Here is a 24,573-nt window from a genome sequence, read left to right on the forward strand (position 1 = left end):
GGTTCTGCCGCCGCGCTTCCGGCCAAGCGGTGCCGTTGGTCAGCCGCGCAGCCTGAGGAACGGCGGCGGTACGGCGTCGGTGAGCCAGACGCCGTTGGCGCTGACGTGGAAGGTGTGGCCGGCGCGGTGCATCGCGCCCGCGTCCACCGACAGCACGACGGGACGGCCGCGCCGGGCGCCCACCCTGGTCGCCGTCTCCCGGTCGGGCGAGAGATGGACATGTGTGCGGTTCATGGGGCGCAGCCCCTCGCTCCGGATCTGGTCCAGCACCCGGCCCACCGTGCCGTGGTAGAGGTACGCGGGCGGTTCGGCGGGCGGCAGACCGAGGTCCACCGGGACGGTATGTCCCTGGCTGGCCCGGATCCGGTCGCCCTCCACGGCGAACCGCCGCTTGTCGTTGCTGGCGACGACATGGTCCAGCTCGGCGCGGGTGAGCGGGACGTTGTGCCGGGCCAGGGCGCGCAGCAGCGTGTCGATCGGCACCCAGCCTTGGGCGTCGAGGGTGATGCCGATGCGCTCCGGCTGATGGCGCAGGTGTTTCGAGAGGTATTTGGACACCTTGACGGTGCGTCTTTCGTCCATGCCGCCAGAGTGCCCGCGGCGCTCCCTCCGACGCACCCGGGTTTCGCCCGCACCGCGACGCACTGCTCAGCGACGTTCCGAGGCGTTCCGAGGTGTTCCGAAGCGCTCCGGAGAAACTGTGCATCCATAGGTTTGATCCACAGTCAGGACGACTTATCCACAGGCGAATTGGCGATTCTGTGGACAACCACTTTGCTTTTTAGGTGGTTTGATCAACTTTGTCTATTTCTGGGGATGGTGAAACAAGAGAGTCCAAGGTCCTTTTCTGTACCTCGCGTTCGGCGGCCGCAGCGACGAACGCCGCCACGTTCTCCTCGCCAACCAGCCGCTGAACGGCCCGGATCGTCTGGGGTGGCAGCTCCACCGGAAGCGCGGCGATCGGAAGGACGTCACCGCCGAGCGGGGTGTCGGCGCCGAGGTGGTGGTGCAGATGGCGGGTCGCGAACGTACGCATGGCACGGGCCAGTTCCGCGTCGACCGTCTGCTGGGCGAGCGGCCGCAGCCGGCGCACCATGGCGGCCGCCTCGGCCGCGTCCGAGTCGGTCGGCGGCCGATGCCCCAGATAGCGGGCGAAGACGTGCTCGGTGGTGAACTCCAGGAAGCGGGAGGCGATCTGCTCGACCTGGCCGCGAAGTTCCCGCAGATGCCCGGAGATCGCGATGAGCGGAACCCCCGCCGCGTGCAACTCCACCGCCACGGCGAGCTCCTGGGGGCTCGGCACCAGGAACTCGTCGTCCTTCCCCGGGACCGGTTCGAGGACCCCGAGCTCCACGGCCTCGGCCACCGCCTCGTCGTCCGGTACGCCGCCGAACGCGTCGACCAGTTCGGCCAGGGTGATCCGGTCGGCCTGCTCGTCCGTCCAGGGGCCGTGCACCTCGGCGACGAGCCCGAGCACCCCGCCGAGGCCGCGGCCGGTGTCCCAGGCGTCCAGGAGCTCCTTGATGCTGGCCAGGGTGTAGCCCCGGTCCAGCAGGTCGGCGATCTGCCGGAGCCGGGCGAGATGGGTCTCCCGGTACACGTTGGCGCGGCCGCGCCGCTCCGGCGTCGGCAGCAGGCCGCGGTCCTGGTAGGCGCGGATCGTCCGGACCGTGGCCCCGCTGGCGTGCGCCAGGTCCTCGATCCGGTACTCGGCGGCGGACGGCCGGTCCGCCGCCGTGGCCGGACGCGCGGTGCCGGTCACAGCGGCGGCTTCAGCCGGGCGATCCCGCGCAGCACACCGGGGCCGAACCGGGAGAGGAGCCGGGCGCCTCGGGCCTCCGGGGTCACCGGCACGACGGCCTGGTTGCGCACCACCGCCTTGAGCACCGCGTCCGCGACCCGCTCCGGCGGGTAGTTGCGGAGCCCGTACAGCCTGCTGGTCCGCTTCCGCAGCCTGGTCTCCTCGGCGGCGTCGGCCCCGGCGAAATGCGTCGTCGCCGTGATGTTGGTGTTGACGATGCCGGGGCAGATGGCGCTGACCCCGATCGACCGCTCGGCGAATTCCGCCCGCAGGCACTCGCTGAGCATCAGCACCGCCGCCTTGGACGTGCTGTACGCGGGCAGCGCCCTGGACGGCTGGTAGGCGGCGGCGGAAGCGGTGTTGACGATGTGGCCGCCCTGGCCGCGCTCGGCCATCTGCCTGCCGAAGATCCGGCAGCCGTGGATGACCCCCCACAGGTTGACGTCGAGAACGTTCTTCCAGTCCTCGCTGGTGGTGTCCAGGAAGGAGCCGGACAGCCCGATCCCGGCATTGTTGACCAGCACGTCGACGATGCCGTACTCGGCGGCCACCTTCTCGGCGAGCTTCTCCATCGCCTGCTCGTCGCTGACGTCGGCCACTTCTCCCCAGGCGTCCTGGGCGCCGATCAGCCGGGCCAGCTCCGCGGTCCGGGCCGCCCCCTCCGCGTCCCGGTCCACGGCCACCACCCGGGCGCCCGCCTCGGCGAACGCGAAGGAAATGGCTCGGCCGATACCCCCGGCCGCCCCCGTCACCAGGACCAGCCGACCGCCGAACCGGTCCGCGTACACCCCGGTCGGAGCGGCTTCCAGGACCGGGGCAACCTCCCCGGACGCCTCGTTGGCGGCGACGAACTCGCTTATCCAGGAGGCGAGTTGATCCGGCCTGGTGCGCGGCACCCAGTGCTTCCCTTCGAGCGACCGGCGCACCAACCGAGGTGCCCACAGCTCCAGCTGGTCGTAGAGCCGCTCCGAGAGGAAGACGTCGCCGGTCGGCGTGATCAGCTGGACCGGCACGTGCGCGTAGGCGTCGTCGCGGGGCCGGCCCAGCCGGGCGCGGACGTTGTCGCGGTAGAGCCAGGCGCCGTGCGCCGCGTCGCGGGGCAGCGAGGCCGTCGGGTAGTCGCCCGCGGGCACCTTCTCCAGCCGCTCCAGGATGCGCGGCCACCGCTTGCCGAGCGGCCCGCGCCAGGCCAGCTCCGGCAGGACGGGCGTGTGCAGCATGTACACGTACCAGGACTTGGCGCCCTGGCCGAGCAGCTGACCCACCCGGCGCGGGGTGGGCCGGGCCATCCGCTGCTTGATCCAGTGCCCGAAGTGGTCCAGGGAAGGGCCGGACATCGAGGTGAACGAAGCGATCCGGCCCTCGGTCCGCTCGACCGTGGCGAACTCCCAGGACTGGACCGACCCCCAGTCGTGCCCCACGAGGTGCACCGGCCGGTCGGGGCTCACCGCGTCGGCGACCGCCAGGAAGTCGTCCGTCAGCTTCTCCAGGGTGAACCCGCCGCGCAGGGGTTTCGGCGCGCTGGACCGGCCGTGCCCGCGCACGTCGTACAGCACGACATGCCACCGTTCGGCCAGCTGTGCCGCAACGTCGGCCCAGACCTCCTTGCTGTCCGGATAGCCGTGGACCAGGACGACCGTCGGCCGCGAGGCGTCGCCCAACTCCACGACGCACAGATCGATTCCACCCGTACGCACCCGGCGCTCGCGCGCACCCGGCAGGCTCGGCAGGCTCATGCCGCCACCCTTTCCTCGGCCCAGCGCCGCACGTGCGGCAGATCGTCGTCCAGCCAGAAGGCGCTCTGCTCGGGGTTCTTGGAGTCGGTGACCACCAGGATCTCCTCGAACTTGGCACCCGTGCCCCGGAATCCGAGATGGGGCTCGACCGCCCACAGCCCGGGCTGCGGCGGGTGGTCGGAGAAGTGGTAGGGGCTCCACAGCGGGGACCAGCCGTCCCGGTGCCCGTGCAGCGCGTCGCCCAGCAGCCCCTTGAGGGACTGGGTGCCGAAGCCGAAAACATGGGGGGACCAACGCCGTTCGGCGACGCGGTCGACCTTGTGCGCGATGACCCCGAAGGGGTAGGCGCGGTGCCGGTTGGCGTATCCCTGCCGGACCATCAGGCGGTCCACGTCCTCGTATATCTCGCGCAACGAGCGCCGCTCGCGCACCTCGCGCAGTATCAGCGCGCGGTGCGCCTCCAGGTCGGCGAGGAGCTTGTCGTGCAGCGGGTTGGGGCCGAGGCAGCCGGAGTAGCCGATGTCGGCGGTAAAACCCTTGAACACGGGCGCCATGTCGAGGATGAACGGCATCCCCGTCTCCAGCTTCCGGTTGCCCGGGAAGAACTGCAGCGGCACCTTGAATCCGGTGAATGCCGTACGGTCGCCGAACCAGGCGAACGGGAGATGGAACCAGTCCCGCACCCCCCGCTCACGCAGCCAGTCGCGCTGCATCCGGGCCGCCTCGCGCTCGGTCACCCCCGGTTCGAGCCGGGCCGCGACCGCCTCCGCGCAGGCGTACGCGAGGCTCTGCACCTCTCTGAACCCCCGCAACTCCGGGGCGTGTACGTCCTTCACCACCGAATGCATGCCACCGTCCGTTCCCTGCCGTGTGCGGTACGCGCCCGTAACGTGACACTGATGAATGTGACAATGTCCGACGGCTACGTCAAGAGGTGTGTGGGCGCCTGTGGAAAACCGGCCGGGCCCGCCCCGGTGCCGGGATGTCGTCCGCCATGACGGCTCCCCTACGGGTACGTACGTCTGGAGTCGGACGCCGATCCAGCCGCCAGGGCTGACGACCGCAGTGAGCCGTGCCACTACGTTCGATATGTGACTGTGATCGCGACTGAGCGCCTGACTATGCGGTTCCCCCGGGTGACCGCGCTTGACCGGCTCTCCCTGGACATCGGCCCCGGCGTGACGGGGCTGGTGGGTTCCAACGGGGCCGGCAAGTCCACATTGATCAAGATCCTGCTGGGGCTGTCCCCCGCCACCGAGGGCCGGGCCTCCGTGCTCGGCCTCGACGTCGCCACCGAGGGCGCCGCCATTCGGGAACGGGTCGGCTACATGCCCGAGCACGACTGCCTCCCGCCCGACGTCTCGGCCACCGAACTCGTCGTCCACATGGCGCGGATGTCCGGGCTGCCCCCGACCGCCGCCCGCGAGCGCACCGCCGACACGCTGCGGCACGTGGGCCTCTACGAGGAGCGCTACCGGCCCATCGGCGGCTACTCGACCGGCATGAAGCAGCGCGTCAAGCTGGCGCAGGCGCTCGTCCACGACCCGCGTCTGGTCCTGCTCGACGAACCGACCAACGGCCTGGACCCGGTCGGCCGCGACGAGATGCTCGCCCTGATCCGCCGCGTCCACACCGACTTCGGCATCTCGGTCCTGGTCACCTCGCACCTCCTGGGCGAGCTGGAACGCACCTGCGACCACGTCGTCGTCATCGACGGCGGCACCCTGCTGCGCTCCAGCTCCACCAGCGACTTCACCCAGACCACCGCCACCCTCGCGATCGAGGTCACCGACAGCGACGTCCACCCCGACGGCACCGACGCGCTCCGCCGCGTCCTCACCGAGGCCGGGGTGAAGCTGCTCGGCCACGACGGGCGCGACACCCAGGGCCTCCCCGGCGCGGGCCACATCCTGCTGATCGAGGCCGTCGGCGAGGAGACGTACGACACCGTGCGCGACAGCGTCGCCGGGCTCGGGCTCGGCCTCGTACGGATGGAGCAGCGCCGCCACCACATCGCCGAGGTCTTCCGCGCCGAGGAACCCCACGCCGCCACCGCCCCGGCACCCGGCGCCTCCGCGTCGGCCGCCCGTACAGCAGAAGGGGAGCGGTCGTGATGAGCAACGGGACCGGGACCACGGCCGGGAGCGAGACCTCCCGCATCCACAACATCGGCTACCGCTCGTACGACGGCCCCCGGCTGGGCCGGGGCTACGCGCGGCGCTCGCTCTACACGCAGTCGCTGCGCGGAGCCTTCGGACTGGGCCGTTCCGCCAAGTCCAAGGTGCTGCCGATGCTGCTTTTCGGCGTGATGTGCCTGGTCGCGGCGATCATCGTCGCGGTCGCGGTCGCCACCCCGGGCATGAAGGCGCTGCCGCTGAAGTACACCGACTTCGCGATCTTCCTCCAGGCCGTGATCGGTCTCTTCCTCGCGTCCCAGGCGCCGCAGTCCGTCTCCAGGGACCTGCGCTTCAAGAGCGTGCCGCTGTACTTCTCGCGGCCGATCGAACGGGTGGACTACGTCGTGGCCAAGCTGGCCGCCATGGCGTCCGCCCTCCTCATCCTCACCGGCGTGCCGCTCGTCATCCTCTACCTGGGCGCGCTCCTCGCGAAGTTCGACTTCGCCGAGCAGACCAAGGGATTCGGACAGGGCATGGTCTCCGTCGCGCTGCTCTCCGTGCTGTTCGCCGCGCTCGGCCTGGTGATGGCCGCGCTGACCCCGCGCCGCGGCTTCGGCGTCGCCGCCGTGATCGCGGTGCTGACCATCACCTACGGGGCGGTCTCCACCGTCCAGGCCATCGCCTGGTCCACGGGCTCCTCCGGGGCCGTCGAGTGGCTGGGGCTGTTCTCCCCGATCACCCTGATCGGCGGCCTGCAGACCGCCTTCCTCGGCGCCAACTCGGCCTTCCCCGGAGGGGAAGGCCCGGGGGCCGGGACCGGCCTGGTCTATCTGATCGTGTTCCTCGCGCTCGTCGCCGGCAGCTACGCCGTACTGATGCGCCGCTACCGGAGGGTCGGGCTGTGACCACCATCGAGATCGACCACACCTCGCGCTGGTTCGGCAACGTGGTCGCCGTCAACGACGTGAGCATGACGGTGGGGCCGGGCGTCACCGGACTGCTCGGACCCAACGGCGCGGGCAAGTCCACGCTGATCAACATGATGGCCGGATTCCTCGCCCCGTCGACCGGCACGGTCACCCTGGACGGCCGGCCGATCTGGCGCAACGAGGACGTCTACCGGGAGATCGGCATCGTGCCGGAGCGGGAGGCCATGTACGACTTCCTGACCGGCCGCGAGTTCGTCGTCGCCAACGCCGAGCTCCAGGGGCTCGGCGACGAGGAGGCGCGGCGGGCGCTCGCCACGGTCGAGATGGAGTACGCGCAGGACCGCAGGATCTCGACGTACAGCAAGGGCATGCGCCAGCGGGTCAAGATGGCGTCCGCGCTGGTCCACGAGCCCTCGGTGCTGCTGCTCGACGAGCCGTTCAACGGAATGGACCCGCGGCAGCGGATGCAGCTGATGGAGCTGCTGCGACGGATGGGGGCCGAGGGGCGCACGGTGCTCTTCTCCTCGCACATCCTCGAAGAGGTCGAGCAGCTCGCCTCGCACATCGAGGTGATCGTGGCCGGACGGCACGCGGCCTCCGGCGACTTCCGCAAGATCCGCCGACTGATGACGGACCGCCCGCACCGCTACCTCGTACGCTCCAGCGACGACCGCGCCCTCGCCGCCGCCCTGATCGCGGACCCGTCGACGGCCGGCATCGAGGTGGACCTCGGGGAACGGGCCCTGCGCATCCAGGCGGTCGACTTCGGACGCTTCACCGAGCTGCTGCCCAAGGTCGCACGGGAACACGGAATTCGCCTTCTGACCGTTTCGCCGTCCGACGAGTCCCTCGAATCGGTCTTTTCCTATCTCGTATCGGCCTGAGTAGTGGCCTGAAAGGAGCTGTGAAGCGTCATGTACGAACCCACAGTCGCCCGGCTCACCTACCGGGCCCTGCTCGGCCGACGCCGGGCCGCCATCCTGTTCGTCCTGCCGGTGCTGCTGGTGATGATCTCCGTCGCGGTGCGGATGTTCGCCGGCTCCGACGACCAGGTGGCCTCGGACGTGCTGGGCGGTTTCGCCCTCGCCACGATGGTGCCGTTGATCGGCGTGATCGCCGGGACCGGGGCCATCGGCCCCGAGATCGACGACGGCTCGATCGTCTACCTGCTGTCCAAGCCGGTGAAGCGGCCGACGATCATCTTCACCAAGCTGATCGTCGCCATCGCCGTGACCATGGTCTTCTCGGCACTGCCCACGCTGGTCGCGGGCCTGATCCTCAATGGCAACGGCCAGCAGATCGCGGTCGCGTACACCATCGCGGCGCTGGTCGCCTCGATCGCGTACAGCGCGCTGTTCCTGCTGCTGGGCACGGTCAGCCGGCACGCGGTCGTCCTCGGGCTCGTCTACGCGCTGGTGTGGGAGGCGCTGTTCGGCTCGCTGGTGCCCGGGGCGCGCACGCTCAGCGTCCAGCAGTGGTCCCTGGCGGTGGCCGAGAAGGTCGGCGGGACGGGCCTGATCACCGCCGACGTCGGGCTGACCACCGCGACGATCCTGCTGGCGGCGGTCACGGTCGTGGCGACCTGGTACGCGGGCCAGAAGCTCCGGACGCTGAAGCTGGCCGGAGAGGAGTGACCGGGGCCTCGGCCCCGTACGCCCCGGCATCCGTCGGCCCTCGCCCTCCGGGGCGGGGGCCGATGTGTTTCCGGCTGGTTTCCGCGTAACTGTGTGGTTATCGGTTCGTTGGGCGGGGTGCGTGGAGGCAATGAGGATCCGTGGCGTCGTGGCTTTCGTGAATCAGGGGAATGCCGGTGCCGGCGGGGCAGTAGCCGCCGGGCCGGTCATCGAGTGAGTGGCAACCGTGAGCGTCCTCCACCCTTCGAGCCCGGGACAGGGCTGTCCATCACCCGCTTCACGACAGGAGGTCATGCCCATGCCCACGGAAGTCGCCCTGCTGGAATCACGCGCGCTGCGTGTCGAACAGATGGGGCGCGTCGATGTCCTCGACAAGGTGAAGAGCCTTGTCATGCTCCCGGACGGAATTCACGTTCGCACAGAGGATGTGGCGCGTTACTTCGAAGTATCCACAGAGGCCGTCAAAAAGGTCACGCAGCGGCATCGCGACGAGGTGGTGGAGAACGGCCTCATCCTGATGCGCGGCGATGAGCTGCGGAAATTCCATAGGGACATGTTGTCCCTATGGAGCGGGCAGGGGGCGGAAAGTTATCCACAGGCTGCCACGCAACTCACTCTCTACACCCGCAGGACCGTCCTCAACATCGCGATGCTTCTTCGCGACAGCGACATCGCCCGATGCGTCCGTACGTATCTGCTCGACGCCGAGCGGGACCTGCGGGCGGGCTACGCCGCTCTCGAGCACCGCGTCACCCGGGTGGAGAGCTGCCTGGCCGGGGTCGGGTCCGCGCTCCAGGAGCTGGGGCCGGTCCTCGGCCGGATGTCGTACCGGCTCGACAGCCTCGACCGGAGGCTGGATGCCACACATCAGGTCGTCGGTGCGATGAGCGTGCGGCTGGGGCACGTCTCGGAGAACGTCGTCCGGATCGACGCCAGGACGGACGAACTCGCCCACAACCTGAAGGATCTGAGTCGCCGCGTCCGCAGACAGCGATGACCCGTTGAGAAGGCCGGGAGCGGGGGCTGTCCGCCCCCGCTCCCGGCCGTTCCCGCTACGGGGAAAAGAGACTACGAGGACTGGAGGAGCCGCTCCAGGACCACGGCGATGCCGTCCTCCTGGTTGGAGGTGGTGACCTCCTGGGCCACACCCTTCAGTTCCTTGTGCGCGTTGGCCATCGCCACGCCGTGCCGCGCCCAGGCGAACATCGGGATGTCGTTCGGCATGTCACCGAAGGCCAGGGTGTCCGCCCCCTTCACGCCCAGTCGGCGCGCGGCCAGGGAGAGCCCGGTCGCCTTGCTCAGTCCGAGCGGAAGGATCTCCACTATCCCCGGACCGGCCATGACCACGTCCACGAGACTGCCGGCGGCCGCACGTGCCGCCGCCGCCAGGGCGTCGTCGTCCAGCGCGGGGTGCTGGATGTAGACCTTGTTCAGCGGCGCGGCCCACAGCTCGGCCGGATCGTCCACGACGACGGCCGGAAGCGGTCCGTCCTGCACGCGGTAGCCGGGGCCGACCAGGACCTCGCCGTCGAGCCCGTCACGGCTCGCAGCCATGGCCAGCGGGCCGACCTCGGCCTCGACCTTGGACAGCGCCAGGCCGGCGAGCTGCCGGTCCAGCGTCAGCGAGGTCAGCAGCCTGCGCTCGCCCGCGTGGTACACCTGCGCGCCCTGGCCGCAGACCGCGAGCCCCTCGTAGCCCAGGTCGTCCAGGATGTGGCGGGTCCACGGGACCGACCGGCCGGTGACCACGATGTGCGCGGCACCGGCCGCGGCGGCCGCGACCAGTGCCTCACGGGTGCGCTCGGAGACCGTCTCGTCGTTGCGCAGCAGCGTGCCGTCGAGGTCGGTCGCGACGAGCTTGTACGGGAAGGTCACTTGGCGACCGGTTCCAGGACCTCGCGTCCGCCCAGGTAGGGCCGGAGCACCTCGGGCACCCGGACCGAACCGTCGGCCAGCTGGTGGTTCTCCAGGATCGCCACGATGGTGCGCGGTACGGCGCAGAGCGTGCCGTTCAGCGTGGCCAGCGGCTGGAGGACCTTCTTGCCGTCGCGGTTGTCGCGCATCCGGACGGAGAGGCGGCGGGCCTGGAAGCCGTCGCAGTTCGAGGCGGAGGTCAGCTCGCGGTACTTGCCCTGGGTCGGGATCCACGCCTCGCAGTCGAACTTCCGGGAGGCCGAGGCGCCCAGGTCGCCGGTGGCCACGTCGATCACCTGGAAGGGCAGCTCAAGACCGGTCAGCCACTGCTTCTCCCAGTCCAGGAGCCTGCGGTGCTCCGCCTCGGCGTCGGCCGGGTCGACGTACGAGAACATCTCGACCTTGTCGAACTGGTGCACCCGGAAGATGCCGCGGGTGTCCTTGCCGTACGTGCCGGCCTCGCGGCGGAAGCAGGGCGAGAAGCCGGCGTAGCGCAGCGGGAGCTGCTCGGCGTCGATGATCTCGTCCATGTGGTACGCGGCGAGCGGGACCTCGGAGGTGCCGACCAGGTAGTAGTCGTCCTTCTCCAGGTGGTACACGTTCTCCGCGGCCTGGCCGAGGAAGCCGGTGCCCTCCATGGCGCGCGGGCGGACCAGCGCGGGGGTCAGCATCGGGACGAAGCCGGCCTCGGTGGCCTGCGCGATCGCCGCGTTGACCAGGGCCAGCTCCAGGAGCGCGCCGACGCCCGTCAGGTAGTAGAAGCGCGAGCCGGAGACCTTGGCGCCCCGCTCCATGTCGATGGCGCCGAGCTTCTCGCCGAGCTCCAGATGGTCCCTGGGCTCGAAGCCCTCGGCCCCGAAGTCACGGATCGTGCCGTGCGTCTCCAGGACGACGAAGTCCTCCTCGCCACCGACCGGCACGTCCTCGTGGACGATGTTGCCGATCTGCAGCATCAGCCTCTTGGCCTCGGCGTCCGCCTCGTCCTGGGCCGCGTCGGCAGCCTTGACGTCGGCCTTCAGCTGCTCGGCCCGCTTGAGCAGCTCGGTGCGCTCCTCGGGCGATGCCTTGGGGATGAGTTTGCCGAGCGCTTTCTGCTCGGAGCGGAGTTCGTCGAAGCGGACACCGGACGACCTGCGCAGCTCGTCGGCGGAGAGCAGGGCGTCGACGAGGCCGACGTCCTCTCCACGGGCGCGCTGGGAGGCGCGAACACGGTCGGGGTCCTCACGGAGCAGGCGAAGGTCAATCACCCCTCCAGGCTACCGGTGGCCCTTCCCCCGCTCGAACCGATATGGGCGAGCGTGTCACTTTGCCCAGATTGCCGGAATTAGTGATGCTGGGGGAGATTGTGTGGCCGGAGGGGATTCCGGCTGTCAATAAGGAGCATCTATTCGCCCGAATGGGGCAGATGGCTTCACTCTCTTGACGCATCATCCTTGCTCGGAGCGGTAGTTGGCCCTCGCTTGTCCACAGGGTCCGGGGTTCCCGAAAGTTATCCACAGGCTGTGAGGAAGTTCTGTGGATTCCGGAGGGCGGTATTCCGGGAGCACCGGGAAGGGGTGCGGGTTCCTGTCGTCGACTCGCCTTGAATCCGCTTCAAACCCGCTTCGGGCGCTCGTTCGGGTGAGAATTGGCCGTCTTCGCGAGTTGATCAATGGAATTGGCCGATGCGTGACGTCTGGGACGTCCTGGCGGGCTGTGGACGCGCCTGGCCCGCCAGGGATGATTTGTCGACCATGTCGCATCCGACTGTCGACTTGTCCCCAGGTCCCCGGTCGCTCCTGTGGATAACTCGGTGGATAACTCTGGGGACGGGAATCGTCGGATAGTGCGATGCCGTCAGCCCCGGCCGTCCAGGTTCCTGGCCAGCCAGTCGGAGGCCTCGGTGAACTCCGTGTCCGACGTTCCGGGCCGCAGCGGGCCCACGTCCTCCGGCGCGACCCCTGCCCGCGGATACGAACCCAGGAACCGCACCTTCGGGCAGATCCGCTTCAGCCCCATCAGCGCCTCGCCGACCCGGCGGTCCGCGATGTGGCCCTCGGCGTCCACCGCGAAGCAGTAGTTCCCGATGCCCGCTCCCGTAGGCCGTGACTGGATCAGCATCAGGTTCACCCCGCGCACCGCGAACTCCTGGAGAAGTTCGAGCAGGGCACCGGGACGGTCCTCGCCCATCCAGATGACCACCGAGGTCTTGTCCGCGCCGGTCGGGGACGCCGGGCGGGCGGGCCGGCCCACCAGGATGAAACGGGTCTGCGCGTTCTCCGCGTCGTGGATCTCGGTCACCAGCGGGACGAGGCCGTAGGTGGCCGCGGCGAACTCGCCGGCGAAGGCGGCGTCGTACCGGCCCTCCTGGACCAGCCGGGCCCCGTCCGCGTTGGAGGCCGCCGACTCCCACACGGCGTCCGGGAGGTGGGCGGCCATCCAGTTGCGCACCTGGGGCTGGGCGGCCGGGTGGGCGGTGACCGACTTGATGTCGGACAGCTCGGTGCCCGGCCGCACCAGGAGCGCGAAGCTGATGGAGAGGAGTACCTCGCGGTAGATCATCAGCGGTTCGCCGCTGGTCAGTTCGTCGAGCGTCGCGTTGATGCCGCCCTCGACCGAGTTCTCGATCGGCACCAGGGCCGCCGCGGCGGCCCCGGTCCGTACGGCGTCGAGGGCGGCCGGTACGGAGACCATCGGGACGAGCTCGCGGGTGGCGGCTTCCGGGAGCGTACGGAGGGCGACCTCGGTGAAGGTGCCTTCGGGGCCGAGATAGGCGTAGCGCGTGGCGGACATGTCCGTCACCCTAATGGGCCTTCCGGCCCCCGGGGCTCAGGATTCGAGCAGCCGCTGCCCCACGTACTCCCCCTCCGCCGCGCCGCCCGGCACCGCGAACAGCCCGCTCGCCTCGTGCCGGATGAACGGGGACAGGGCATCGCCCCGGTCCAGCTTCCGCTGCACCGGAACGAAGCCGCGCAAGGGGTCCGCCTGCCAGCAGATGAACAGCAGGCCGGCGTCGGGGGTGCCGTCCGCCGCGATGCCGTCGTGGTACGAGAAGGGGCGCCGCAGCATGGCCGCGCCGCTGTTCTTCCCGGGCGAGGAGATCCGGGCGTGGGCGTTGTCCGGGATCAGGAGCTTGCCGTCCGGGCCCGCCCGGTCGAGGTCCATCGGTGTGGTCTCGGTGCCGCCGCTCAGCGGGGCGCCGTCCTTCTTCCGGCGCCCTATGACCTGCTCCTGCCGGGCCACCGGGAGCTTCTCCCAGTCGTCCAGCAGCATTCTGATCCGGCGCACGACCGCGTACGAGCCGCCCGCGAGCCACTCGTACGCGGTGCCGGTTCCGGCGGGGACGAAGACCCGGCGGTCGAAGTCGCTCTCGGTGGGCTTCGGGTTGTTGGTGCCGTCGACCTGGCCCATCAGATTGCGGGCGGTCATCGGCGTGGCCGTGGCACCGGGGGACCGGTTGAAGCCGTTCATCTGCCAGCGGACCCGGGCCGCCGGGGCGGCCGCACGCTGCACGGCCCGCAGTGCGTGGAAGGCCACGAGCGCGTCGTCCGAGCCGATCTGGACCCAGAGGTCACCCTCCGAGCGCTTGGCGTCGAGGTGGTCGGAGGAGAACGGCGGCAGCGGGTCGAGCCCCGGCGGACGGCGGTCGGTCAGCCCGGTACGCCCGAAGAACGTCCGGCCGAAGCCGAAGGTGAGGGTCAGCGAGGACGGCCCGGCGTCCAGCGCGATCCCGGTGTCGTGGTCCGGGCCGTCCGCCGCCCCGGTCCCGGCGGACTCCCCGGCCATCAGCCGCCCGGCCAGCTCCGACCAGCGGCGCATCAGGACGATGGCCTCCTTGCGACCGGCGCCGGGCACCAGGTCGAAGGCGACGAGATGGCCGCGGGCCTGAAGCGGAGTGGTGATCCCCGGTTGATGTTTCCCGTGAAACATCGCCCGGGTCGCGCCGACCGTGGTCAGCGCGGCGGGCTCGTCGGGGCGGGTCGCGGCGTAACCGGCCGCACCGCCCGCCGCCCCCAGCACCAGCCCGGCCGCACCGGCCGCGCCGACGCCGCCGATCAGCCGCCGCCGGGAGACGCCCGCGTCGGCGCGCGTGCTCCCGTCGGCGGGCGGAGCCCCGCCCGCGTCGGCCGTACCGTTCCCCTTCGCGGAGGCCGCACGACCTCCCTGCGCCGGGGCCGTGCGGTTCCGTGTCCTGCTGCCGCTGCTCTTCGTGCTCACGATCCTGCTCAGCCGATCTTCGTGGTCTTGTCGACGGTCGTCTGATCGATGTCCGAGGTGCGGACGGTCACGGCGACCTTCCAGGTGCCCGCCACCGGGATCTGGACGGCGGAGGCCGTCCAGTGCCCCTCGGCCAGCCTGGTGGGAACGGCGGGCAGCGGGCCGAGCTTCTGGGCCTTCAGCGTGAAGGAGACCTTCACCTCGGGGACGTCCATCGGCTTCCCGTCGGTGCCGTTGATCCACAGGTGCAGCTCGTTGGCGCCGGTACGGGCCGGGGTGATCTCCAGCCGCACCGTTCCGCTGCCCTTCTCGCCGCCGGTGTCGAAGGGCAGCTCCATGGTGACCGGGCCGCTGGTCACCGGGGTGGACGCCGCCGTCGACGCGCGGGACGCCTCCTCCTCGGTACGGGCCGGCTCGGTCGAGGTCAGGACCGTCGTCACCGCCAGCAGGACCACGGCGACGCCCACCTCCGCCAGCACCGAGCGGCGCAGCCCGGACCGGCCGGGGTCGGCGTCGCGGACCCGCTTCTTCTCGGCGGTTGCCACGGCGGCCCGCTGGCGGGCGAGCTGGGCCGCCCGCTCGGGATCGACGTCCCGCGCGGACTCCTCCGCCGGCGCCCCGGAGTCCTCGGAGGCCCCGGCACCGGGGGAACCCCCGGATTCCCCGGCGTCGGGAACGTCCTCCGCCGGCCCGTCCGTGTCCCCGCTCCGGCCCGTGCCCAGCCGGGCCGTCCAGCGCCGGGACGTCCAGGCGAGCGCGACCATGACGGCGACCAGCACCACCTTCGCGATCAGCAGCTGCCCGTACTCGGTCCCGGTCAGCGCGGACCAGGTGCCGACCTGGCGCCAGGACTGGTAGATCCCGGTCGCGACGAGGACGACCACACTCCCGAACGCCATGGCGGAGAAGCGCCGTACGGCCCCGGCGTCGAGGTCGTCGGTGCGGTACAGGGCGACCAGCAGGGCCACGAGGCCGCCGAGCCAGGCGGCGACCGCCAGCAGGTGCAGCACGTCGACCGGCATGGCGATGCCCGGCTGGAGTCCGGCCGAGGCGTGCTCGGCGAGGGCCCACGTACCGGCGATCCCGGCGGCGACCACCGTTCCGCCGATGGCCAGTCCGAAGGCGAGGTCCTTCTGCTCGCGCCGGTCCTCACGCCGGGCGTAGGTGCCGAAGAGGACGGCGATGAAGAGCGCGGAGGCCCCGAGCAGCAGCAGCCGGGAGACCAGCGCGGCACCGGGCTTGGTGTCCAGCACGGCCTTCAGACCGTCGAGGTCGAAGGCGTCCGCGAGCTTCCCCGACCCGGTGTACGGGCTGCGCAGCAACAGCATGGCCAGGGTGGCGACGGTCAGGGTCATCCACCCGCGCACCACCAGCCGCTGGAGCGGACGCGCCCCCGCACCACGCTGCCAGCAGGCCAGTACGAAGGCGGAGCCGCCGACCAGCAGGATGAACCCGGCGTACGCGGCGTAGCGCGCGATGTCGTAGAGGACGCCGACGAGTCCGCCGCCGACCTCCTGGTCCGGCAGGGCCGCGGCGGTCTGCGAGGGCGCGCCGATCGAGAAGGTGAAGGCGCCGGAGACCGGGTGGCTGTCCGCGGACACGGCCTGCCAGGCGACGGTGTACGTCCCGTCGGCCAGCCCGGTGCGCAGCGCCACGGCGTACCGTACGGCGGATTTGTCCGACAGGTCGCGCGGCTCGGCGCCGGTGTCGGCGCGTTTGCCGTCCGGGGCCAGGACGCGGACGGAGCCCTTGCCGAGGGCGACCTGCTCGGAGAAGGAGAGCGTGACCTCCTTGGGAGCGGAGGTGACCACCGCCCCGTCCTGCGGATCGCTCCCGGTCAGTGCCGCGTGCGCGGCCGCCGGGCCCGCGCCCGTCAGCAGCAGTCCGAGGACCATGCCGACGAGGACGGCGAGCAGCGGGGCGACGGCGAGCGGACGGCGTGGCGCGGGAATGGCCGGGCCCCGGGGCCGGGCCGGTCCGAAGTGCGGGGCGGTGGCTGTCATGGCGAGTCAGTCCCTCACTGCGTCTTCGGGTTGTAGGTGGTTTCCTTCACGGGAAGGTCGACCTTTATCGGATCGGCCTTCTCGAAGTGCAGCTCCACGGAGATCCTGTCGCCCTGCGCGGGCCGCTGCTTGAGCTTCATGAACATGATGTGGTTGCCGCCGCGCCGCAGATCCAGCTCGCCGCCGGCGGGCACGTCGAAGGACGTCACCATGCGCATGGCCTGGTTCTTCGTCTCGTGGATCGTGACGTCGTCGGAGAGCGGGCTGGTGACGGAGGTGAGCCGGTCGGAGGTCCCGCCGCTGTTCTTCACGACGAGGAATCCGGCCGCCATGTCGCCGACTGGCTGCGGCATGAACGCACCGCTCACCGTCAGGTCCGGCGCGCTGTCCGAGGACGAGCAGCCCGCCAGCGTCAGCCCCGCGGTGAGGGCGACGACGCCGGCGAGCGCGGTGCGCCGGTTCACGGGTTGGCCCCCGTCACGATCTTCGGGAGGTCCTTGGTGTAGTCGTCCGGCGAGGTGTCCTCGCTGTAGACGAGGTAGCCCTTGTCGGTCTTCGGGGAGAACGCGATGACCTGCGAGCCGTGCATCGAGACGACCGTGCCGTCCTTCTCCTTCTTCGGCGCGTCGATGCCGATGCCGATCTGGCGCGCACCCGCCTGGATGGCCGGGAAGGCGCCGGTGAGGCCGATGAAGGACGGGTCCTGCGCCTTGAGCCACTTGCCGAGCGAGGACGGGGTGTCCCGCTCGGGGTCCGTGGTCACCATGACGACCTGGAGCTTCTCCTGGTCGGCCTTGGGCAGCGCCTTCTTGGCGATGGCGATGTTGCTCATGATGAGCGGGCAGACGTCCGGGCAGTTGGTGTAGCCGAAGTAGATCAGCGTCGGTTTGCCCTTGGTCCGCTCGCGGAGGTCGAACTTCTTGCCGTGGGTGTCGGTGAGGACGAGATCCGGCTTGGTGAACGGCTGGTCCAGGACGGTCGCGGCCCCCGTCTTCGGCTGGACCGACACGTCGGCGAGGGGCTTCTTGGCGTTGTCGTCACCGCTGCCACAGGCGGACAGGGTGAGCGCGGCCGCGGCGACGAACGCCGCGGCCAGCACCGTTTTCTTGTACATGGAGCACTATTCCTGGTGATCGATGGGGCGGGTGTGGCAGTGGATCAGGAAGCGCGGCGGCGGCCGGCGAGCACGCCGAAGGCCACTCCGGCCGCGCCGACGACGATGCCGACGATGCCGAGGACCCGGGCCGTGGTGTCGCTGTCGGAGACGGCGGACGCGACCGGCGTCTCCTTGGCGCCGGCCTTGTCATCGGCCTTGGCGTCAGGCTTGCCCTCGGCCTCGGCGTCGGTCAGCGCGAGGACGGGCGCCGGGCTCTCGGGCTCCTCGGCACCGGGCTTCTGCTCCTCGATCCAGCGGACGACTTCCTTGTTGTCGTAGGTCTGGACGGCCTTGAGGACCAGCTGGTCGGTGTCGTCGGGGAGCTGGCCGAGGGAGAGCGGGAACTGCTGGAAGGTGCCGGGGCGGATGCCGCGCTCGTCCTTGGCGCCCTCGGCGGTCCAGGTCACCTTGGAGACGGCCTCGTTGATCTTCTGGCCGTGCATCTCCAGCGGCTTCGCCAGCTTGGCCCTGGTGACCTCGACGTTCCAGCCGGGGATGGCCTGCGGCATGACGGAGACCAGCGGGTGGTCGGTCGGGAAGTTGACCTCGACCTTGGTGGTCGCGGCGTCGTCGCGCTCGTTGGGGACCTTCACGTTGACGGTGGCGTAGCCGCCCTTGGCGGCCTCGCCCACCGGCTGCACGCTGACGTGCGCGGAGGCGGTACCGGCCAGGAGCAGGACGGTGGACGCGGCGAGGCCGCCGGTGAGGGCGATGCGGGAAACGTTCATGACAGGAATCACTCCATGAGGCACGAGGCGAATGGCGGTCCGGCGCGCGGATGCGCGGCGGTATGCGCGACACCTCTTCTCTCCTCGCCGACGGCAGGCGTGTGCCGGGAAGGCGGGCCCGGCACGGAACAGGGCGTTCCGTGCACCGGGCGGAGGGGGTGTCGCGTCAGGCTGCGAGCGCGTAGGCGGCCGGAGGGCCGCGCCTGATCACCTGGTGCTGCAAGGGGTCCTCGGTGGCGGGCGCCGGTGCGTCGACCGCCGTACGGGCGAACCTCGGCCCGGTCGTCGGACCGGACAGCCCGGACCGCACCGCGTCGACGAGGGCGAGCGCCGCGCGCAGCGCACGCAGCCGGGCCCCGGCCGCGATCTGCCGCGCGCCGTACGAGGACAGCCGGACCAGCCGGAAGAGGGCGACCTCGCCGCGGCGCAGCAGCCAGCCGGTGGCCAGCGCGGCCAGCAGATGGCCGAGGAGCATGGGCAGGTCGGGCAGCAGGGCGCCGGAACCCATGCCCGGCATCGCCGAGGCGGCGACGTCGGGCCGTACTCCGGCCACCACGGCCGCCGGGTCGATCCCCGCGGTGGTGACGATGCGGTGGGCGTCGGCCGCGTTCAGCTGGGCCGGTCCGGCACCGCAGACCAGGCTCGCCGCGAACCGGATCAGCGCGTCGTCGCCCGCCGCGGCGGCGTCCGCCGCCGTACCGTGCGCGCCCAGGCCGAACAGGGCGTGCAGAGCGAGCTGCCCGCCCGCCAGCGCGGCGGTGATGGACGGCAGCGTGCGCTCGCGCCCGGCGAGCGGCGCGGCCACCGCGAACACCCCCAGGAATCCGGCGAGCAGGGTCCACCAGGGGACCGCCGCACAGGAGGCCAGGGCATGACCGGCCGCGGACAGCGCGACGCAGACCGCGGCGAACACCGCGGTCCTCAGGAGCCGCAGACCGGCCCCGGCGCTTGCGACGGGCATAGACATGGCGGGGCCATCATCGCACCGGCCCGCCGTCACCGGAACGGCAGGTCCGGAAGGCCGAATTCCCCCTGGAGAGCGGCCGGCCCGCCCGGAGGGGACGAGTGCACGCCCGCGCGCGGCGCCTCCCAGGGCCCATGCGCACGCGCACCGGGCGCCGCCTTGGCTCCCGCACCCCGGCTCCGGACTCCCCTCGTGCCCCGGCACGCCCTCCGCGTACACGACGCGCCCCCTCGCACATGCGACGCGCCCCCGCCCGCCCGACGGGCCCGGCCGCCTCGGCATACACGGGCGCACGGACGGCTGGCTATCCGCCGAATGAGCGGCGTCACATCGGGGGTGCGCTTACGGAGAAGGCCGCGCGGTAATACGTATCGGTATGTCGAGCCGCAGCCAGGAGGCTGGAGCATGAGCATCTGGTGGTCCCTCCATCTGCGGCGCGAGGCCGCGAGCGTTCCGCTCGCCCGCCGCTTCCTGCTGGGCACCATGGAGACCGCGGGGGTCGACCCCGACATCTCCTTCGACCTGTCGGTCGCGCTCACCGAGGCATGCGCGAACGCCGTCGAGCACGGCGGCGGCCACCCGGCCGCGACGGACCCCGAGGGCGCCCAGGGGTGGGAGGAACGGCCGGACCGGTCCGCGACCGTCCCCGGTCGGTACCGGGTCACCGCCTATCTGGACGGTGAGCGGTGCCGTATCGAGGTCGCCGACTCGGGCCCCGGCTTCCCCGCCCGGAGTCCGCTGCCCGCCTCCGCCCAGCAGCCCGGCGGCGATTCGTACGCCCCCCGGCCCTGCCCCCCGACCGACGCCGAGGACGGGCGGGGGCTCTGTCTGATCGAGCAGCTCGCCGACCATGTGCACTTCGGCAACCGCCCCGGCAGCGGGGCGGTCGTCAGCTTCGACAAGATCCTGAAATGGCGGAAGGACGCCCTGCTCATGGTGTCCTGAGCGGGGCGCCCTTCCGGCGGGTCGTTCCGGGGTCAGCCCTTGAGCGAGGCCATCCACGCCTCGACCTCGTCGGCCCGGCGCGGCAGCTTGGCGGAGAGGTTCCGGTTGCCGTCCTCGGTGACGAGGATGTCGTCCTCGATCCGGACGCCGATGCCCCGGTACTCCTCGGGCACGGTCAGGTCGTCGGCCTGGAAGTACAGACCGGGCTCGACCGTCAGGCAGACGCCCGGCTCCAGCGTGCCGTTGACGTACGTCTCGGTGCGCGCGGCGGCGCAGTCGTGGACGTCCATGCCGAGCATGTGGCCGGTGCCGTGCAGCGTCCAGCGGCGCTGGAGGCCCAGCTCCAGGACCTTCTCCACGGAGAGGTCGCCCAGCAGCCCCCACTCGACGAGCTTCTCGGTGAGGACCCGCTGCGCGGCGTCGTGGAAGTCGCGGTAGTCGGCGCCGGGCTTCACGGCGGCGATGCCCGCCTCCTGGGCCTCGTACACCGCGTCGTAGATCTTCCGCTGGAGCGGGGTGAACGTGCCGTTGATCGGGAGGGTGCGGGTCACGTCGGCGGTGTAGAGGTCGTTGGTCTCCACGCCGGCGTCGAGCAGCAGCAGGTCGCCGGAGCGCACCGGGCCGTCGTTGCGCACCCAGTGCAGGGTGGTGGCGTGCGGACCGGCCGCGCAGATCGAGCCGTAGCCGATGTCGTTGCCCTCGATGCGGGCGCGCAGGAAGAAGGTGCCCTCGATGTAGCGCTCGCTCGTCGCCTCGGCCTTGTCCAGGACCTTCACGACGTCCTCGAAGCCGCGCGCGGTGGCGTCGCAGGCCTTCTCCAGCTCGGCGATCTCGAAGGCGTCCTTCACCAGCCGGGCCTCGGAGAGGTAGACGCGCAGCTCCTCGTCGCGCTCCGCGGTGACCTTGTCGGTCAGCGCGGCCTCGATCCCGGCGTCGTGGCCGCGCACGTTGCGGACCGGGCCGGTGGCCTCGGCCAGCGCGGCGGGCAGCTCGCGGACGTCCTTCGCCGGGATGCCCAGCAGCTGCTCGGCCTCGGTCAGCGAGTGACGGCGGCCGACCCACAGCTCGCCCTGGCCGTCGAGCCAGAACTCGCCGTTCTCGCGGTTGGAGCGCGGCAGCAGGTGGATGGTGGCCTCGTGGCCGTCGGCGGTCGGCTCCAGGACGAGGACGCCGTCCTGGGTCTGGTCGCCGGTCAGGTACGCGTACTCGGTGGAGGCGCGGAAGGCGTACTCGGTGTCATTGGAGCGGGTCTTCAGGTTGCCCGCCGGGATGACCAGCCGCTCACCGGGGAACCGCGCGGACAGCGCGGCGCGGCGCTCGGCCGTGTGCGCGGCCTGGGCGATCGGTTCGAGCCCGTGCAGCTCGGTGTCGGCCCAACCCGACTTCATGTTCGCGGCGAGTTCGTCGGAGACGCCCGGGTACAGGCCGTTCTTCCGCTGCTTGACCGTTTCTTCTTCCTCGGTCTCCGGGTTCTCCGGGGTGAGCTCCTCAGCCACGATTTGTCTCTCCTTGATACGACACTGGACCCCGTCCATCGTACGGGCGTGCGCATAGGGGGCACAGGGCCGGAGGACCTGTTACGCGAACACCCCGCTACCGAACCGCCGGTCAGTCGAAACGGGCGGCCAGGACGACCACGTCCTGAGTGGCGTCGCCGCGGTCGAGACCGTCCGGCAGCATGGCGTGCAGGACGTGGTCGGCGACGGCCCCGGCGTCGTGGCGCACCGCCCCCGGCACGGACGCGGCCGCCGCGTGGAGCCGGGCGAAGGCCCGGTCCGTCGGCTCGCCGGTGCGGCGCAGCAGCCCGTCGGTGCAGAGCAGGACGGTTTCTCCTCGTGCCGGGGCGATCTCCACACTGGGCGCCTCCCAGCAGGCCAGCATGCCCAGCGGCGCGGAGACCGAGGTCTCGACGAACTCGGTGCGCCGCTCGCCGATCACCAGGGGCGGGGTGTGGCCCGCGCCCGCCAGCAGGATCCGGCGCCCGGCCGGTTCGCAGTGGGCGAACAGCGCGGTCGCGGTCCGGGCCGGCTCGGTGAGCCGGAGCAGCAGCTCCAGATCGGAGAGGACGGCGACCGGGTCCTCGCCCTCCATCACCGCGTACGCCCGCAGCCCGGCCCGCAGCCGGCCCATGGCGGCCAGCGCGCCCGGCCCGGAGCCCTCCACCGAGCCCACGGCGAGACCGAGCGCGCCCTCCGGCAGCGCCAGCGCGTCGTACCAGTCGCCGCCGCCCTGCGGTCCGCGGTGGTGCCGGGCCGCCAGCTGCACGCCCGGGACCCGGGGGAGCCTGCTGGGCAGCAGCTCCTCGGTGACGGTGGCGACGTCCGCCCGGGCCCGCTCCAGCTCCACCAGCCGGGCCAGGTGCTCACCGGCGTACCGGGCGTAGAGGCCGACGAGATGGCGGCGCCGCTCCAGCGGTTCTGCGGGTTCGTCGTACAGCCAGACCGCCGCACCGAGCGGACCGGTCGTCCCGGTGGTGAGCGGTACGGCATAGCTCGCGGCGTAGCCGAGCAGCGCGGCGACCTCGCGGCGGCGGGGGTCGAGTCCGGTGTCGCCGAGCAGATCGGGGGTGGCCGGCGCGGCCTCCGTGTCCGGGAACCCCTCCAGGATGCGGCCGTACGAGGTGGCGGCGCGCGGCACCGTCTCGATCAGCCCGAGCTCGGCGTGGCTGAGCCCGAGGCCGACGGTGCGGACCGGGCCGCGGCGGTCGGAGGGTTCGAGGACGACCAGGCCGCGGCGGGCCCCGACCAGGGTGGCCCCGGCACCGAGCAGTTCGTGCAGGGCGTCGTCGAGGGCGGCGGTCCCGGCCAGCCGCTCGGTGAGTTCGTGCAGCGCGGTGAGATCGGAGATCCAGCCGGCGAGCCGGTCCTGGAGGAAGGTGCCCGGAGCGGGCGGAACGTCGGGCAGGGGCCCGGCAGTGTGCGCTGAAACCGAAACATCAGGATCGATTCCAGCCACTTTCGGAAGGTGCGGGGCACTCATGGCTTCCGGCTTTCCGACCAGCTCTTTCTATGGAATAGCATCGCAAACCCCCATGTCATTCTGCGCCGCTATCTGCGGGTCCAGATGGACACGCAGCACCACATGTACACGTACATGTAAGGCGATGTCCAGCATTGTCCCCACGGGAAATATGGTGTCCAAGGGATCGTCAAGTTGGCTAAAAATTGCAGCTTACGGCCGTCAATTGCGGTCGACTGGGCGTGCTCGACCAAGAGGTGTTACTCGGGTGAAGTCCCGGAGAGAGCGTCATTTCGGGCATGCTGGGTACGTAATCGACGAAGGCCAGGGGCAGTTCCGATCGCCCCGGAACCCGGCAGGCGGCTCGGGCGTCCTCTCTGATGACGGCCACGCCCCCACCCCCGAGTGGCGGGGTTCGCACTTTGGACCGCGGGCGCGACAGATGCGCCGCTCCTCGCCATGCGTGTCCGGACCGCCCGTCCGGGCCCGTCCCGCACCTGCTCGGCCCATGCTCGGTATCGACGTACCACCTGTACCGCAGACCCGAAGAGCATGTACGCACAGTGAAGCACGGCATACGTACAGCAATGCGCACGTGGTGTGATGTGGACCCTCGGCGTTCAACGGAAAGGAACGAGCGCTCATGCGCGAGATCCTCGGAAGGCGACGCAGGCCCCGGCGCGGGGGAAGGTCCGCCCCGCTCGACGCGGCCCTGACCTGCGCCACCGCATGGCGGTGGCCCGTACTGCCCGGAGTGGGGCCGCGAGCGGGCGGCGGCTGCGGCTGCCCCGACCCCGAGTGCGCCGTGCCCGGCGCGCACCCCTTCGACCCCGGCCTCCTCGCGGCGACCACCGACGAGCGGATGGTGCGCTGGTGGTGGACGAACCGGCCGGGTGCCCCGATCGTCCTGGCCACCGGCGGGCGCGCCCCGTGCGCGCTGAGCCTGCCGGCCGCGGCCGCCGTCCGGGCGCTGGCCGCGCTCGACCGGATGGGCGTCCGGCTCGGTCCCGTGGTGGCGACGCCGACGCGGTGGTCGATCCTGGTCGCCCCGTACGACCTCGAACGGCTGGGGGAACTGCTGTACGCCCAGGACTGGGTGCCCAGTTCGCTGCGGTTCCACGGCGAGGGCGGATACATCGTCCTGCCGCCGTCCGCGGTCGGCGCGGGGGAGGTCCGCTGGGAGCGGCCCCCCGTCCCCCGCACCCGGTCGCCGCGGGTACGGGGCCGGGGTGCGCAGGGGGGCGCGGCCGCCGTCGCCCCGTGGCTGCCGGACGTCGGGACGGTGCTGGACGCGCTGGTCGAGGCGAGCACCGAAGCGCCCGACGGCGGCAGCAGACTCGCGTACTGACGGCCGCCCCGCGTTCCGTTTCCCGGCCCGGATACGCGCTCAATGTCTCCGGCCGGAGACCTCGCCCGGCGGTGTCTCCGGGCGGACTTCCCGACCGGGGGCGCGACGGGGAAGTCCGGCCGGGATGCGACGGGAAGTTTGGC

Annotated in this window: 21 protein-coding genes and 1 pseudogene; 7 read left to right on the forward strand and 15 right to left on the reverse strand. The window is 71.3% G+C overall.

The genetic code is table 11. The annotated features are described in order from the left end of the window. Positions 1–39: 39 nt before the first annotated feature. The 4 genes from ACWC97_RS04435 to ACWC97_RS04450 form a co-directional block, all read right to left on the reverse strand. Positions 40–582, reverse strand: coding sequence for an RNA 2'-phosphotransferase (locus tag ACWC97_RS04435; protein ID WP_352273998.1), 543 nt, complete (start codon positions 580–582; stop codon positions 40–42). A gap of 199 nt (positions 583–781) precedes the next feature. Beyond that, positions 782–1,762: a MerR family transcriptional regulator gene (locus ACWC97_RS04440; protein WP_450647363.1), complete on the reverse strand. Its 981-nt coding sequence runs from the start codon at positions 1,760–1,762 to the stop codon at positions 782–784. Further along, positions 1,759–3,537, reverse strand: a complete 1,779-nt coding sequence (locus ACWC97_RS04445) for an SDR family oxidoreductase (protein WP_450647365.1) — start codon at positions 3,535–3,537, stop codon at positions 1,759–1,761. Before ACWC97_RS04445 ends, ACWC97_RS04440 begins: the two co-directional genes overlap by 4 nt. Further along, positions 3,534–4,385: a M24 family metallopeptidase gene (locus ACWC97_RS04450; protein ID WP_352273995.1), complete on the reverse strand. Its 852-nt coding sequence runs from the start codon at positions 4,383–4,385 to the stop codon at positions 3,534–3,536. The genes ACWC97_RS04445 and ACWC97_RS04450 overlap by 4 nt, the downstream gene beginning before the upstream one ends. A 273-nt stretch (positions 4,386–4,658) precedes the next feature. Here ACWC97_RS04450 and ACWC97_RS04455 point away from each other — a divergent pair. The 5 genes and pseudogenes from ACWC97_RS04455 to ACWC97_RS04475 form a co-directional block, all read left to right on the forward strand. Continuing rightward, positions 4,659–5,655: pseudogene (locus ACWC97_RS04455) on the forward strand (ABC transporter ATP-binding protein); the annotation flags it as partial. Next, positions 5,651–6,559: an ABC transporter permease gene (locus ACWC97_RS04460; protein ID WP_352273994.1), complete on the forward strand. Its 909-nt coding sequence runs from the start codon at positions 5,651–5,653 to the stop codon at positions 6,557–6,559. The pseudogene ACWC97_RS04455 and the gene ACWC97_RS04460, both read left to right, overlap by 5 nt. Next, positions 6,556–7,467 (forward strand): ABC transporter ATP-binding protein, encoded by a 912-nt coding sequence (locus tag ACWC97_RS04465; RefSeq protein ID WP_366288385.1) that lies wholly within the window; start codon positions 6,556–6,558, stop codon positions 7,465–7,467. The genes ACWC97_RS04460 and ACWC97_RS04465 overlap by 4 nt, the downstream gene beginning before the upstream one ends. Positions 7,468–7,497: 30 nt before the next feature. Continuing rightward, positions 7,498–8,217: an ABC transporter permease gene (locus tag ACWC97_RS04470; protein ID WP_352273993.1), complete on the forward strand. Its 720-nt coding sequence runs from the start codon at positions 7,498–7,500 to the stop codon at positions 8,215–8,217. A gap of 298 nt (positions 8,218–8,515) precedes the next feature. Then, positions 8,516–9,214, forward strand: a complete 699-nt coding sequence (locus tag ACWC97_RS04475; RefSeq protein WP_352273992.1) for a hypothetical protein — start codon at positions 8,516–8,518, stop codon at positions 9,212–9,214. A gap of 71 nt (positions 9,215–9,285) precedes the next feature. Here ACWC97_RS04475 and ACWC97_RS04480 read toward each other — a convergent pair whose 3' ends face one another. From ACWC97_RS04480 to ACWC97_RS04520, 9 genes are all read right to left on the reverse strand, one after another. Further along, complete coding sequence (locus tag ACWC97_RS04480; protein ID WP_352273991.1) at positions 9,286–10,092, reverse strand: HAD family hydrolase; 807 nt, start codon at positions 10,090–10,092, stop codon at positions 9,286–9,288. Next, positions 10,089–11,378, reverse strand: a complete 1,290-nt coding sequence (gene serS, locus ACWC97_RS04485) for a serine--tRNA ligase (RefSeq protein WP_385202604.1) — start codon at positions 11,376–11,378, stop codon at positions 10,089–10,091. The genes ACWC97_RS04480 and serS overlap by 4 nt, the downstream gene beginning before the upstream one ends. Before the next feature lie 589 nt (positions 11,379–11,967). Further along, the gene (gene pheA / locus ACWC97_RS04490) at positions 11,968–12,903 is read right to left on the reverse strand and encodes a prephenate dehydratase (RefSeq protein ID WP_450647368.1); all 936 of its coding nucleotides are present in this window, start codon (positions 12,901–12,903) and stop codon (positions 11,968–11,970) included. 36 nt (positions 12,904–12,939) lie between these two features. After that, a complete protein-coding gene (efeB, locus tag ACWC97_RS04495; protein ID WP_352273988.1) occupies positions 12,940–14,328 on the reverse strand; it encodes an iron uptake transporter deferrochelatase/peroxidase subunit in 1,389 nt (462 codons plus the stop codon). Between the two features lie 8 nt (positions 14,329–14,336). Beyond that, positions 14,337–16,331 (reverse strand): copper resistance CopC/CopD family protein, encoded by a 1,995-nt coding sequence (locus tag ACWC97_RS04500; RefSeq protein ID WP_450647370.1) that lies wholly within the window; start codon positions 16,329–16,331, stop codon positions 14,337–14,339. Between the two features lie 14 nt (positions 16,332–16,345). Beyond that, positions 16,346–16,795, reverse strand: a complete 450-nt coding sequence (locus tag ACWC97_RS04505; RefSeq protein WP_352273986.1) for a copper chaperone PCu(A)C — start codon at positions 16,793–16,795, stop codon at positions 16,346–16,348. After that, complete coding sequence (locus ACWC97_RS04510; RefSeq protein ID WP_352273985.1) at positions 16,792–17,445, reverse strand: SCO family protein; 654 nt, start codon at positions 17,443–17,445, stop codon at positions 16,792–16,794. Before ACWC97_RS04510 ends, ACWC97_RS04505 begins: the two co-directional genes overlap by 4 nt. Before the next feature lie 44 nt (positions 17,446–17,489). Beyond that, positions 17,490–18,215 carry a YcnI family copper-binding membrane protein gene (locus ACWC97_RS04515; RefSeq protein WP_450647372.1) on the reverse strand — a complete coding sequence of 242 codons (726 nt, stop codon included), beginning with the start codon at positions 18,213–18,215 and terminating at the stop codon, positions 17,490–17,492. A 166-nt stretch (positions 18,216–18,381) separates the two neighbouring features. After that, positions 18,382–19,182, reverse strand: coding sequence for a hypothetical protein (locus ACWC97_RS04520; RefSeq protein ID WP_352273983.1), 801 nt, complete (start codon positions 19,180–19,182; stop codon positions 18,382–18,384). 402 nt (positions 19,183–19,584) lie between these two features. On the opposite strand from ACWC97_RS04520, the gene ACWC97_RS04525 reads away from it, so the two are divergent. Next, on the forward strand, positions 19,585–20,124 hold the full coding sequence (locus ACWC97_RS04525) for an ATP-binding protein (protein ID WP_352273982.1): 540 nt from the start codon (positions 19,585–19,587) through the stop codon (positions 20,122–20,124). A gap of 32 nt (positions 20,125–20,156) precedes the next feature. Here ACWC97_RS04525 and ACWC97_RS04530 read toward each other — a convergent pair whose 3' ends face one another. Further along, positions 20,157–21,620, reverse strand: a complete 1,464-nt coding sequence (locus tag ACWC97_RS04530; RefSeq protein WP_450647374.1) for an aminopeptidase P family protein — start codon at positions 21,618–21,620, stop codon at positions 20,157–20,159. A gap of 112 nt (positions 21,621–21,732) precedes the next feature. Beyond that, a complete protein-coding gene (locus ACWC97_RS04535) occupies positions 21,733–23,079 on the reverse strand; it encodes a PP2C family protein-serine/threonine phosphatase (protein WP_352273980.1) in 1,347 nt (448 codons plus the stop codon). Between the two features lie 646 nt (positions 23,080–23,725). Here ACWC97_RS04535 and ACWC97_RS04540 point away from each other — a divergent pair. Next, the gene (locus tag ACWC97_RS04540; protein ID WP_450647376.1) at positions 23,726–24,430 is read left to right on the forward strand and encodes a bifunctional DNA primase/polymerase; all 705 of its coding nucleotides are present in this window, start codon (positions 23,726–23,728) and stop codon (positions 24,428–24,430) included. Positions 24,431–24,573: the final 143 nt, after the last annotated feature.

It is taken from the genome of Streptomyces sp. NPDC001108 (assembly GCF_053598535.1).

Coding starts and splice junctions, on each gene's coding strand:
- ACWC97_RS04435 (WP_352273998.1), bottom strand. CDS start 582: ATGGACGAAAGACGCACCGTCAAGGTGTCCAAATACCTCTCGAAACAC.
- ACWC97_RS04445 (WP_450647365.1), bottom strand. CDS start 3,537: ATGAGCCTGCCGAGCCTGCCGGGTGCGCGCGAGCGCCGGGTGCGTACG.
- ACWC97_RS04450 (WP_352273995.1), bottom strand. CDS start 4,385: ATGCATTCGGTGGTGAAGGACGTACACGCCCCGGAGTTGCGGGGGTTC.
- ACWC97_RS04460 (WP_352273994.1), top strand. CDS start 5,651: ATGAGCAACGGGACCGGGACCACGGCCGGGAGCGAGACCTCCCGCATC.
- ACWC97_RS04470 (WP_352273993.1), top strand. CDS start 7,498: ATGTACGAACCCACAGTCGCCCGGCTCACCTACCGGGCCCTGCTCGGC.
- ACWC97_RS04475 (WP_352273992.1), top strand. CDS start 8,516: ATGCCCACGGAAGTCGCCCTGCTGGAATCACGCGCGCTGCGTGTCGAA.
- pheA (WP_450647368.1), bottom strand. CDS start 12,903: ATGTCCGCCACGCGCTACGCCTATCTCGGCCCCGAAGGCACCTTCACC.
- ACWC97_RS04500 (WP_450647370.1), bottom strand. CDS start 16,331: ATGACAGCCACCGCCCCGCACTTCGGACCGGCCCGGCCCCGGGGCCCG.
- ACWC97_RS04510 (WP_352273985.1), bottom strand. CDS start 17,445: ATGTACAAGAAAACGGTGCTGGCCGCGGCGTTCGTCGCCGCGGCCGCG.
- ACWC97_RS04515 (WP_450647372.1), bottom strand. CDS start 18,215: ATGAACGTTTCCCGCATCGCCCTCACCGGCGGCCTCGCCGCGTCCACC.
- ACWC97_RS04520 (WP_352273983.1), bottom strand. CDS start 19,182: ATGTCTATGCCCGTCGCAAGCGCCGGGGCCGGTCTGCGGCTCCTGAGG.
- ACWC97_RS04525 (WP_352273982.1), top strand. CDS start 19,585: ATGAGCATCTGGTGGTCCCTCCATCTGCGGCGCGAGGCCGCGAGCGTT.
- ACWC97_RS04540 (WP_450647376.1), top strand. CDS start 23,726: ATGCGCGAGATCCTCGGAAGGCGACGCAGGCCCCGGCGCGGGGGAAGG.